Source organism: Vitiosangium sp. GDMCC 1.1324 (assembly GCF_003044305.1).
Taxonomy (GTDB): domain Bacteria; phylum Myxococcota; class Myxococcia; order Myxococcales; family Myxococcaceae; genus Archangium.
The window spans coordinates 592,827-604,632 of record NZ_PZOX01000002.1 but is presented as its reverse complement, the minus strand read 5'-3'; the positions used below and the strand labels follow the sequence as shown (position 1 = coordinate 604,632).

Here is an 11,806-nt window from a genome sequence, read left to right as displayed (position 1 = left end):
CCCATCCCCCATGAATCCAACCCTTCTTACCCCCTTGCTCGCGGGTCTGCTGATGACCACCCCTGCTCCTTCTTCTGATCTTCCATCCCTCGCACGGCTCCCGATGGCGGAGCGGCGCGCCCACGTGAAGACGCTCTCGAAAGAAGCGCTGGCGGAGCTGTTCGCGGCCGCGTCGCCCAAGACTCTCCTGGAGGCCGGGAAGGTCTCCGCCGCCCAGTTGGGCACCTATGAGACGCGCGTGGTGAAGCGCGAGCGGGTCTCGGGCGAGCTGCACAAGCCGCAGACCATCAAGCTGGCGGTCCGGCAGTCGCCTCGGGCCCTGCGGCTGGAAGTCCTGGAAGGTCCCGCCAAGGGCCGCAAGGTGATCTACGACTCCTCGGTGAAGAAGAACGAGATCCGCGCCCGTGAGGCGGGCGTCCTCGGCCTCGCCGGGGCGGTGTGGGTCGACATGAACGGTGGGCTGGCCCGCCGCGACACGAACCACCCCATCACGGACTTCGCCTTCACCTCCATCATCGGCATCCTGGAGGACTGCTTCGCCAAGGGCGAGGCGGTGGGGGGATATGCCCGGAAGGACGAGGGCATCGACGCGGCGGGGCGCTACTGCGTCACCTTCACCGCGCCCCCCGGGGGACAGCACCTGTATGCGACGCGGGCGCGCATCTGTATGGATCCGGTGCTGGCCCTGCCGGTTGCGCTGGAGATCGACGATGCGCGCGGGGCGTTGGAGCGCTTCGACTTCACGGACGTGCAGCCGGTCTCCAACGCCGACTTCTCTCCCTCATCCCTGTAAGCGGGCTGGCTGGGGCGCGGTGAGCCCCGCCTTCCACTGCTGGAGCATCTCGGAGTTATCGTGCTCCCAGGGGTGGAAGCCGGGGCGGTAGTAGTCCAGGTAGGGCCCCACGAGCCCGAGCATCCCTCCGGGCTGGATGAACAGGTAGCGCACCAGGCTGAACCACTCGGTCACTGAGAAGAGGATCTTCTCCTCGTGCATCAGCCGGACCTGGTGCTCGTAGACCTTGCCCCAGAACACCAGCGTCGTCAGGAACATGACGATGCATCGCATCAGCCAGGAGCCACCGATGGCGCGGTAGACGTCGAACGCCACGGCCTTGTGCTCGGTCTCCTCGGCGGAATGCCAGCGCCAGAGCTCGGCCATCCGGGGCTCGGCGTTCTCCAACATCTTCGGGTCCTTGAGGACGAGGCTCGCCAGCATCGCCGTGAAGTGCTCCAGCGCACAGGTGACCGCGAGCTGCCGCTTCCTGGGCGCGTACTTCGTCACTCGCTGGAGGATCCACTCCACCCGCCGCTCCATGGCGTCTACCGGATAGCCCTTGGCGGCGATCATCTTGTTGTACCGGACGTGCTCCCGGCTGTGGTGACCCTCCTGCGCACAGAAGGCATCCACCTCGCTCTTGAGCTGCGGATCCGTCACCTGGTTGCGGAACGCCTTCACGCTCGCCATGAAGAAGCGCTCGCCCGCTGGGAAGAAGATGGACAGGTTGTCGAAGAAGAGCGTGACCGCCCGTCTTTCGCCATGCCAGAACCGCGGCACATCGGAGAGGTTGAAACGGAGGTCTCGCACCTCCGGTGTTTCACGCTTGATGAGTGCCGCGGTCGTCGTCATGGGATCGTCCACCTTTCGTTGCGTTTCTCCGCCGTGACCAGGATGCGGATCGCGGTGATCGCCGACTGGATGTCTGGCGGATCTCCCGTGATGGCATCGCGGTACAGGAATGACTCGCCAATACGGATGATCACGAAGGCCAGTGCATCCAGGTCCATCTCGGGCCGGATGTGGCCATCCCGCACGCCGTCCTCCAACGCCTTGCGGACGCATGCGGTGTTGCGTTGCTCCACGGTACTGCTCTTCGACATCAGGATGCGCATGGCGTACTCGGCGTCCTGCTGTACGAACTTCTTGAGCGGCTCGTTCTCCACGATGAGGTGGATCATCCGCTGGACGATGTTGGCGATGAGCTCGGCGCCTTCGCCCGTCGCCTCGTCTCGGGCGGTGGCCATCGCGGCTTCGAACTGCGCCGAGATGACCTCGCCATAAAGCAGCTCGCGAGTTCCGACCCACCGGAACACCGTGGCCCGGCTGACGCCCAGCTCCTGGGCCATGCGCCCGATGTCGAAGCGCTCTCCCTTCATCCACCAGTCCAGCGCGAGGGCGAACAACTCCTGGGGAGTGGCCCGCGTAGGCGCTTCCAGCCTCCGGGTGAGCGGGGTGACGGGAGCGCTCTGCTCCGCGTCCGTGTGTCGGGTTGTGCGGCTCGGGCGTTTCGGTCGCCGTGGGGCGGCCGGGCGGTCGGATTCTCGGGAGCGTTTCATGCCGTAGGGCCTAGCATCATCTTCTCCCGCCGTCTCCGAGCCCCCGCCACCAGCAGCCGCTGATAGAGGGTAGGCATCACGCGCTGCATGAGGTCGATGAGGACGGCATCGGCGCCAATGAGCTGGCGCCGCCGGTTCGCGAGGATGGCGGAGAGGATGTTGGCGGCGGCCTTTTCCGGAGTGGTGGAGAAGACCTTCTCGAAGTCCGCGCCGGATGTCTCATCCACCCAGCCCTTGCGCGCGGTCATCCGCGCGTTCCGGGCGATGTTGGTCTTGATGCCGCCAGGATGAACACAGGTGACGCCAATGGTGCGGGTCTCGACTTCCAATTCCTGGCGCAGCGCTTCCGTGAAGCCTTTCACCGCGAACTTCGCCGCGTTGTAGGCGCCCTGTGTCGGGACGCCGATGAGACCGAAGACGCTGGATACGTTGACGATGTGGCCTTCGCCCGCGGCCTTGATGTGGGGCAGGAAGGCCTTGGTGCCGTACACCACGCCCCAGAAGTTGATGTTCATCAGCCACTCGAAGTCCTCGTAGCGGGTGTCTTCGATGGTGGCGCCCAGGGCGACGCCAGCGTTGTTGATGATGATGTGGACGGCCCCCAGGTCGCGCGCCACGTCGTCGGCCCAGGCGTGCACCGCCTGGCGCTGCGCGACATCCACGCGCGTCGTGCGCACCTCGACGCCGAGGCCCCGGCACTTCTCCGCCGTCTCCGCGAGTCCCTGCTCGTTCACGTCGGACAGGGCCACGTGGCTGCCGTTGCGTGCGAGCAGCTCCGCCGTCGCGCGGCCGATTCCCGAACCCGCGCCCGTGATGGCCGCGACCTTTCCCTTCACCGTCTTCATGAGTTGGCTCCCATCCGGCGGACTTCGTTTCGGGCGTTCCCGCTCGCGGCTTCGTCGAGCATTTCACGCAGCATCGAGGCCATCTCCACCACCGCGTCGCGGCAGGCCGGGCTCACGCCGACCATGTTGGCGAACGCGTGGATGAGGGCATCGAAGCGGCGCAGCGTCACCGGCGTGCCGGCTTCCCGGAGCGCGTGGGCGTAGGCCTCGCCCTCGTCGCGCAGCGGATCGAACCCGGCGGTGACCACCAGCGCGGGGGGCAGGCCAGACAGCTCGCGGCTCACCATTGGAGACGTCTTCGGGTCCGGGCCGGTGACGGAGGCGCCGGTGTATTGCTTCTGGAACCACGCGATGTCCGCCCGAGTGAGGAAGAAGCCCTCGGCGAAGTGGTCCAGCGACGCCCGGTGCACGGTGCGGTCCACCGCTGGGTAGAGCAGGAACTGCAACGCGGGAGCGGGGAGCCCGTTCTGGACGGCGTGCTGGGAGATGACGGCTGCGAGATTCCCGCCCGCGCTGTCTCCGCCCACCGCGACCCGTGAGGGATCCGCCCCCAGTTCTTGCGCGTGCGCGCAGGCCCATGCGTACGCGGCGAGCGCGTCCTCCAGGCCTGCGGGGAACGGGTGCTCGGGCGCGAGTCTGTATTCGACGGACAGGACGTGCAGGTCGGCGTGACGGCACAGCAGCCGGCAGGCGGAGTCGTGAGTATCCAGATCGCCCAGGACGAAGCCGCCACCGTGGAAGAACACCAGCAGCGGCCTGGGTGCCTCACGGCTCACCGGGGCGTAGTGGCGTGCCTTGAGCGGACCGGCCGGCGTCTCCAGCACCAGCTCGCGCACCGCCCCCACTTCGATCGGTTCGCCCCTGTGCACCAGCGCCTCACGGCGTGCCCGGAGGCGCGTCTCCACCGGAGGCAGTGCCGACATGGCCACGGCCCCCATGCGCTCTCGCAACACGAGCAGCAACTGCAACTCCGGGTGCAGGGTGAGGCCATCCCGCACCACCGGCGGCTTCCCCGAGAGGAAGCACTGGAGGCGCGGCGGCAAGCTCAGGAGGGCGCGTGCGACGCGGTGCTCGAGCCGCTCCTTGAGTGTGAGCGAAGTGTCAGGCATGGGCCATCCTCCTGGGTTGCTCGGAGCTCACCGCGACCGGCTGGGTGTGGCGGGCGATGGCGACATACTCAGAGGGCTCGAAGCGTTCCACCCGGCGCTTGAAGGCGGGCGTGGACCCTGGCCACAAGGTGGAGTTGCGTCCCGTGGCGTCGAGGTACCAGCTCATGCACCCGCCCTGGTTCCAGACGGTTCCGCGCATCCGGGCATCGATCTGCCGGACGAACTCGGTCTGTGCTTCGAGGGTCGGCTCCACCGCGGCCAGTTCCCGGCCTTCGAGGTAGCGCAGCGCCCCGAGCACATGCTCGATCTGGCTCTCGATCATCAGGATGACCGAGGTGTGGCCAAGCCCGGTATTGGGCCCCTGGAGCATGAAGAAGTTGGGGAATCCGCACACCGTGGTGCCGAGGTGTGCCTTCATGCTCTCGCCCCATGCCTCCGCGAGTGTTCGTCCGTCTCGTCCCCGGATGTGGCGGGCGATCGGTATCTCCTGCACCTTGAAGCCAGTGCCGAAGATGAGGGTATCGATCTCGCGCTCGGTGCCGTCCGCCAGGACGACGGAGCGCTCCCGTATCTCGTGGATGCCCTCGGTGATGACTTCGACGTTCTCGTGAGTGAGCGAAGGGAGGTAGTCGTCGGAGATGAGGACGCGCTTGCAGCCCATCGTGTAATCGGGAGTGAGCTTCGCGCGCAGCGAGGGCTCCGGAACCGAGCGCTCCAGGTGCCGCATCGCGAGCCGCTGGGCCAGCTGGAGGAGCCACGGATTCATGAATGCGAGCACGGACAGCTCGCGAACCACGTAGATGAACCAACGCGCGAGGCGCTGCGCTCCCGGCACCCACTGGAACATCCACTTCAGCCATTCACCGATGGCCCAGTCCCTGCGCGGGAGGACCCACGGCGGCGTGCGTTGCAGGAGGAACAGTCTGCCCACGTCGGGCTGTATCCGCGGAACGAACTGGATGGCGGAGGCGCCCGTCCCGACGACCGCGACGTTGCGTCCGGCGAGGGCATGCGCGTGGTCCCATTGGGCCGAGTGCATCACCTTGCCCTGGAACTTCTCGAGACCCGGCAAGTGAGGGATGGATGGGTCGCTGAGGGCTCCCGCGGCGGAGACGAAGACGTCCGCGGTGAAGAACCCCTCCGAGGTCTCGATGTACCAGCACTGCGAGCCGTCATCCCAGCGGGCCTCGAGGACGGCGTGGCCGAACCGGAGGTGGGGCCGCAACCCGAACCTGTTGGCGCAGTCGCGCAGGTAGGCGTGGATCTCCGCCTGGGGTGAGTAGGCGTGAGACCAGCCCGGATTCGGTGCGAACGAGAACGAATAGAGATGGGATTGCACGTCGCACGCGCATCCCGGGTACGAGTTGTCCCGCCAGACGCCGCCGACCTCGTGCGCGCGCTCGAGGATGACGAAGTCCTCGATTCCCTCCTGCTTGAGCCGGATGGCCATCCCAATGCCGCTGAAGCCGCTTCCGGCGATGGCGACGTGAAAGTGCCGTGGACGTCGAGGGGACATCGGGCCTCCAGACTGGACGGGGGCGCATTATGGCGCGACATGAGTCAGAATGCAAATATGACTCATGCATGACGCATCTGCGCGAGCCGTTGCATGGGTGAAAAAGAAGAAGGGCCTGACTCCCGCTGGGGGAATCAGGCCCTGGGTGCCTCGAAGGAGGTGGCTCTCGTTGGAGCGCTAGGCGCGCGCCTTCTTCATCTCATCGACCTCGACCTTGAGGAGCCAGTCGTCCGAGAAGTCGGTGGCGGCGCGGGAGATCTGCTCCAACCGCTCGGGCTGGAGGGACTTCGACTCGCGCATGGCGCGCACCTCGCGGTAGAGCGCCGCGAGCGACGGGTGCAGGGCCGTGGCCTTCTTCGCACGGGCCTTCGCCTCGCCCTCGCCCTCGGAGAAGGCGTTGAGCTCGCCGAACCAGCGGTCCCACGCGGCTGGATCCGCCGGGCCGCCGGCCACCGAGGGCAGGCCCTCGCTGAGGAAGAGCTGCGCCACGTTGGGCAGCTTCACCGGGCGGCCGTTCAGCTCGCCGCGCAGGTTGAGCACCTCGCCTCCGCCCACGGCGAAGCCCTGGAGCTTCAGACCGCTGGCGAGCTCCAGCTTGAAGGGCCCCCGGTCCGGCAGCTCCCCGGCGCCAAATGCCACCAGCGCCAGGCCTGGCCACGGCTTGCTTCCGTCCTTGCCCGCGCGCGACACCATTACCGGGCCTTCCAGGCGCACCAGTGCGGTGGAGAGGCCCTCGGCCACGGGACGAGTCCCGGGCAGGGTCTCCACCACGCGGGCCGTGATCTCCCGGCCATCGGACAGCACCAGGTGGTTCACCGTGCGCGCCTCAATGGCTTCCTTCAGGCCGAAATCGCCGCCACGCTTCCAGGCGAGCGTGGCCTCGAAGTCCGCCAGCACCTCGAAGAGGTGCTCGAAGTCCCGCGCCACGAAGAGCTGGGGCTGCATGCGGGTGATGTCGTACTCGGTGTCCGCGCACTGGATGCTCAGCGGCACCTTCTTCACCGCGGAGGTGAGGCAGTGCTTCGCCTCGCCGATGCTCGAGAGCAGACCGGCACCGTAGATGCGCGGGTTCTCCACGCTCCCAATCAATCCGTACTCGGCCGTCCACCAGTAGAGCCGCGAGGCGCGGGTGCTCTCGCTGACGTAGCGGCGGCTCTGGTTGGCGGCCTCCAGACGCGCCTGGGCATGGGCGATCTCCTCCTGCGTCGCGGTGGGATCCTCCTTCACCACGCTGAGGTTGCGGATGGCCTGGAAGACGGCCTCGTCCTCCTCGGTGGAGATGGACTTGAAGCCCACCAGCCCGCAGCGCTTGAGGTACTCGGCATAGCGCGCGTTGGCGATGATGGGCGCGTGGCCGGCGCTCTCGTGGACGATGTCCGGTGCCGGCGTGTACTGGATGTGCTCGTGGGTGCGGATGTCCGCGGCGATCGCCAGCACGCCCAGTGTCTGGAGCTCGGTGAACACCGCGGGCGGGATGAAGCCGCGCACACCCACCGCCGCCCAGCCCAGCTTGGACAGCTGCTCGTTCATCTCGTCCAGGCTGGGAATGCGCTCCACCCCGATGCCCGTGGCCTCCAGGCCCTCGAGGTAGACCGGGTGCGCCTTGTCGCCCAGATGACTGCGCAGCTGTCGGAGGATGTGGCGCCACACCGCCTGATCCCTCGGCGTGTAGGCGTCGTAGTCCTGGCTCACGACGTAGCGACGCAGATGGGCAGGCAGACGGGCGATGGTCCGATCCGTGGGCGTCATCCTTCTCCTCCGTTTCCTCAAAATTCTAGTCACGGAGACCGGTGGCGGAAATCCGATAAAAACCGACGTCTTATTCGTTTTTCCGTCGTTTGCTCGCTGTCAGTCTTTGACGCAGTCCGCCAATGACGAGCCGGGCCGCCTCGGAGGCGGGGCCGCCCGTGGGACGCAGGGCCACCACCTCGACGGACTGGGGGTCCTCCTCGCGCAGGGCCCAGACGCAGAGGTCCTCGGGAAAGGAGCGCAGCAGCCGCAGGTCGGGAGCGATGGCGCAGGCGCGGTAGGCGCGCAGCAGGTCGAAGAGGTGCAGGAAGCTCTGCGCGCGGGACACCTCGCGCACCGTGACGTCATGGGTGGTGAAGCGGGCGGTGTTGGCGCTGCCGTAGGGGTCCTCTCGCTGCCAGTCCACGAAGGGCTGGCCCTCCAGGTCGCGCACCTGGAGCGCGCGGCGGGTGGCGTGGTGGGAGGCCAGCTCGTTCCCCGGGCCGGCGAGCACCACGAAGGGCAGGTGCAGGAGGGACTCGGCCTCGACGCCCCGGTGGGGAGGCAGCGGGGTGAAGTCCACGGCGAGGTCCAGCTGGTGCGTCTGCACCTGGCGCACGAGCTCGAAGGTGCCGCCGAAGCTGACCTCCAGCCGGATGCCGGCCCCGGCCACGTCTCCGGCGATGCCCGCGAGGAGGAAGTGGGAGAGGGTGGGGTTGAGGCCCAGGCGGAGGTTGGACTCGGCGCTGGCGAGATCTCTCAGTCGCTTGAGGTCCAGCTGGTGCAGGGGCGTCTGGGTGCCCTCGTAGAGCTTCTCGCCTCGGGCGGTGAGGTGGAGGCGGCGGCCGGGGCCGCGCTCGAGCAGGGGCTGGCCGTCGGCGAGGGCCTCCTCGAGGGCGCGGATGTGCTCGCTGACGACGGAGCGGGCCACGTCGAGGTGTTCAGCGGCGCCTTCGATGCTGCCGGACTCGACGGCGGCCGCGAAGGACTCGAGCCAGACGAGGTGTCGTGGGAGCTTGCGCGGGGGCATCGGGGCTCATCCTTACACCGAGGGGGGCGCGTTACTCTCCCCAGAGTGCGTTCAGCTCCAACTCGAGGGCCTCGAAGGGCTCGGCGCGAACCCGGGCGTCACCGATGTACGTCGCGAGCAGCACGTAGTGCGCGCCTTCCAGGCGGAAGACCTCCAGCGTGTGGAGTTCCGGGTCGATGAGCCACACATGACGTACACCCTCGCTCGCGTAGGTCGGCAGCTTGTTCGCGCGATCGCGCGCTTCCGTGGATGGGGAGAGGATCTCGCATACCCAGTCGGGCGCCACGGCGACGGCCGCGCCTTTCAGCGCCTTCGGAAGGCGCTCCCGGCGCCAGCCTCCGAAGTCTGGGACCAGCACGTTCCCATGTAGATGCAGTTCGGGCTCGATGAAGATGCGCCAGCCTCCGGGTCCGCCCCTTCCCCGATGAAAGGGACCGAGCAACTCCGTGGCGAGCTCCGTCGTGATCTTCGTGTGGGGCATCGCCGGCCGGGGGCTCGCATACAGCTCGCCATCGATGATCTCCCCCACCATGTTCGGGGGGAGCTCCTCCAGGTCTGCGTAGGTAGCGGGTCGCTTTCCCATCCCCATCTCATCCACGTCCATCCGAGCGACAGGTTCCATTCCTGGAACCTGTCGCCCGGGTCCGACATCTCGCCCACGGCGCCATCGCCGCAGGCTGTCCTGTTCTTCCCATGTGCACGCCCGGAGGTCGAGCGCCACGGAGGCGCCACCGTTCACTCGTCGTCCCGAGCGGCCACCGGGGGCCTGCTACGCCGTCCGGGTGCCCTTATAGTGGACGCCACCGTGGCCACCCCTCCGGACACCTTGCGAGCGCGGCTCGAAGAGCGCGCGGATCTGCTCGAAGCCACGCGCCTGCGCTACCGGGCGCTGGAGAAGCTGCTGCGAGCCTTCTTCTGGAAGGACCGGGTGCGGGCCAACCTCGAGCTGCTGCGCGAGGTGGCACTGTCCCAGCCGCAGGTGGATGCCACGCTGGAGTCGGTGGCTCGGCGCGCGGCGGCCGAGGGCTGGCCGAAGGGCTCCGAGCCCCTGGTGCTGCTGGCCGAGGTGGAGCGGTTGCGCAACGCCGTCACGTGGGCGGTGGAGCGGCGGCTCATCGCGAAGAAGAAGCCCGCCCTCCTCGGTGAGGCCCTGCTGTTGTTGGAGGAGGAGGTGCTGGACGCGGGGCCGCTGCTCGGGCGGCGCCTGTGGGCCCAGGCGGTGGAGATGCTGCCGCGCAACCTTCCGGAGCTGCGGGCCGCCTGTGCGGCGGCGGAGGTCCTCGAGCGCATCTTCAAGCGTCCGGTCCCCGAGGGCTCGCTGCCCTTCGACGCGGCGGAGGCGGACGAGGTCCGGCGGGCGTTGCCGGTGGCCGACACCGCGCTGGAGACGCTCTGGGCCCGGCTGGACCGCTTCGATGCCACGGGCCGGGTGAGGGCCTTCCTGGACAAGCGGGCGAGGCGCGCGCCGGTACGTCCACCGCGCAGCGGGCCAGAGCTGTTGCTGCACGCGTCCTTCTGGCACGGCCTGGCGCGGGCACGGCTGAAGACGCTCATGGAAGCGCGCCTGTCTCCCGTGGCCGTCCGCGAGGAGGAGTGGCCGGATCTGCTGGGGTGGCTCGTGGCGCGGCACTCCTCGGCGGAGGCGCGGCTGGCGGCCTCGGAGGTCCTGAGCGAGGGTCGGGCGGGCCTGCTGGAGATGGCGGCGGAGCTGGCGGCGCTGTCCCACGCGCGGCCCGTGGGCCCGTGGAACGAGGAGGCCGCATGGGTGCGGCTGTGGGCGGCCGCCCAGCGCGCGAGGGCCGAGACGGGCCCGGATCTGGAATTGCTGCGCGAGTCGCTGCGCCTCTTCATCCGGCTGCGAGGCCAGGGGCAGACACCGGCGAGGCTCTTCTCCCCGGCTCGGGAGCCGCTCTCCGGGCTCCCCTCCGGACACGTGGGCGGTGAGCCAGATGACCTGCCAGGGCTGGTGCAGCGGGCCCGGGAGGCAGCCGGGCGGGCTCGAACGGGTCAGACTGGCCTTTGACCTGGACGCTCGCGTGAACGGATGGGAGAAAGGCCTCCCGTGCGTTTGCTGGCTCTCCAGGCCCAGGACTTCCGAAACCTCGGTCAGGTCACCCTGACGCCGAGCCCGCACGCGACCATCGCCGTGGGGCAGAACGGCCAGGGGAAGACGAACCTGCTCGAGGGGCTCTACTTCCTGGCGACGCTCAAGCCGCTGCGGGCCGGCCGCCTGTCGGAGCTCGTGCGGTGGGGTGCTTCCTCGGCGCGGGTGACGGGCCGTTTCCTGCTCAAGGGGGCGGAGCGGGAGATCTCCGTCGAGGTGTCCGGGGGCGTGCGGCAGGCCTTCGTGGACGGCAAGAAGGCGTCGAGCCTGGAGGAGTACTTCGGGGGCGTGTCGGTGGTGGCCTTCACTCCGGACGACCTGGAGGTGGTGAAGGGCGGGCCGGACTCGAGGCGGGCCTTCCTGGACCGGGCGGTGTTCAACCGCTTCCCGGCGTTCCTGCGCGAGAGCCGCGAGTACGGGCGGGCGCTGAAGAACCGCAACCGGCTGCTGCGCGAGGGCTCGGTGGAGCCGGCGTACCTGGAGGCCTACGACGAGACGCTCGCGAAGGCGGGCGCGCGGGTGTACGCGAGGCGGCGGGCACTGATGGCGGAGCTGGCGCCGAGGGCCCAGGCGACATTCGCGTCCATCGGCCGGACGCCGGAGCCGGCGGTGTATGGCTACCACCCGGCGCACCTGGGAGACGTGGACTTCGCGGCGGCGGACGAGGCGGCGCTGGCGGTGGCGCTGCGGGAGGCGCTGACGGCGCGTTCGCGCAGGGACCTGGACCGCGGCTTCACGTCGGTGGGCCCGCATACGGACGACGTGACGGTGACGCTGGGAGGCCGCAGCGCGAGGGCCTATGCGAGCCAGGGTCAGCAACGGGCGCTCGTGCTGGGGTGGAAGATCGCCGAGATCGAGAACCTCGAGACGGCGATGGGCTTTCTCCCCCTGCTGCTGCTGGACGACGTGTCGAGCGAGCTGGACCCGGAGCGCAATGCCTACCTGATGAACTACCTGGCGGCGAGCGGCGCGCAGGTCTTCCTCACGACGACGGATGCCTCGTTGGTGCGCGGAGCGGCGGCGCAGGACTCGCTGTGGCTGAGCGTCCGGGCAGGCGAGGTGCTGACGCGGGAAGCGGCGTAGGCCTCCCTGGCGCGCACGGCTCGTCGGTTTGAATGACAATCATGAATCCTGGCTGGG

General features: G+C 68.6%; 11 protein-coding genes. 3 read left to right on the top strand and 8 right to left on the bottom strand.

Annotated elements, in window-relative coordinates; genetic code table 11:
• Positions 1 to 10: 10 nt before the first annotated feature.
• A complete protein-coding gene (locus DAT35_RS06965; protein ID WP_108066099.1) occupies positions 11 to 793 on the top strand; it encodes a DUF1571 domain-containing protein in 783 nt (260 codons plus the stop codon).
• On the opposite strand, the gene DAT35_RS06960 is transcribed toward DAT35_RS06965, so the two are convergent.
• The 8 genes from DAT35_RS06960 to DAT35_RS06925 all read right to left on the bottom strand — a co-directional run bounded on the left by DAT35_RS06960 (position 782) and on the right by DAT35_RS06925 (position 9,145).
• Complete coding sequence (locus tag DAT35_RS06960; RefSeq protein ID WP_158501580.1) at positions 782 to 1,627, bottom strand: metal-dependent hydrolase; 846 nt, start codon at positions 1,625 to 1,627, stop codon at positions 782 to 784. The genes DAT35_RS06965 and DAT35_RS06960 overlap by 12 nt on opposite strands.
• Entirely contained in the window at positions 1,624 to 2,334 is a 711-nt protein-coding gene (locus DAT35_RS58810) for a QsdR family transcriptional regulator (protein ID WP_158501579.1), read from the bottom strand. The genes DAT35_RS06960 and DAT35_RS58810 overlap by 4 nt, the downstream gene beginning before the upstream one ends.
• On the bottom strand, positions 2,331 to 3,179 hold the full coding sequence (locus tag DAT35_RS06950; protein ID WP_108066096.1) for an SDR family oxidoreductase: 849 nt from the start codon (positions 3,177 to 3,179) through the stop codon (positions 2,331 to 2,333). The genes DAT35_RS58810 and DAT35_RS06950 overlap by 4 nt, the downstream gene beginning before the upstream one ends.
• Positions 3,176 to 4,288, bottom strand: a complete 1,113-nt coding sequence (locus DAT35_RS06945) for an alpha/beta hydrolase (RefSeq protein WP_108066095.1) — start codon at positions 4,286 to 4,288, stop codon at positions 3,176 to 3,178. Before DAT35_RS06945 ends, DAT35_RS06950 begins: the two co-directional genes overlap by 4 nt.
• A complete protein-coding gene (locus DAT35_RS06940) occupies positions 4,281 to 5,804 on the bottom strand; it encodes an NAD(P)/FAD-dependent oxidoreductase (protein WP_108066094.1) in 1,524 nt (507 codons plus the stop codon). Before DAT35_RS06940 ends, DAT35_RS06945 begins: the two co-directional genes overlap by 8 nt.
• A gap of 177 nt (positions 5,805 to 5,981) precedes the next feature.
• The gene (locus DAT35_RS06935) at positions 5,982 to 7,553 is read right to left on the bottom strand and encodes an aromatic amino acid hydroxylase (RefSeq protein WP_108066093.1); all 1,572 of its coding nucleotides are present in this window, start codon (positions 7,551 to 7,553) and stop codon (positions 5,982 to 5,984) included.
• 70 nt (positions 7,554 to 7,623) lie between these two features.
• Complete coding sequence (locus tag DAT35_RS06930; protein ID WP_108066092.1) at positions 7,624 to 8,562, bottom strand: LysR family transcriptional regulator; 939 nt, start codon at positions 8,560 to 8,562, stop codon at positions 7,624 to 7,626.
• A 31-nt stretch (positions 8,563 to 8,593) separates the two neighbouring features.
• Positions 8,594 to 9,145: a Uma2 family endonuclease gene (locus tag DAT35_RS06925; RefSeq protein ID WP_108066436.1), complete on the bottom strand. Its 552-nt coding sequence runs from the start codon at positions 9,143 to 9,145 to the stop codon at positions 8,594 to 8,596.
• A 222-nt stretch (positions 9,146 to 9,367) separates the two neighbouring features.
• Between DAT35_RS06925 and DAT35_RS06920 the strand changes: the two genes are divergently transcribed.
• Positions 9,368 to 10,585, top strand: a complete 1,218-nt coding sequence (locus DAT35_RS06920) for a hypothetical protein (RefSeq protein ID WP_108066435.1) — start codon at positions 9,368 to 9,370, stop codon at positions 10,583 to 10,585.
• Positions 10,586 to 10,624: 39 nt separating this feature from the next.
• Entirely contained in the window at positions 10,625 to 11,749 is a 1,125-nt protein-coding gene (locus DAT35_RS06915; protein ID WP_108066091.1) for a DNA replication/repair protein RecF, read from the top strand.
• Positions 11,750 to 11,806: the final 57 nt, after the last annotated feature.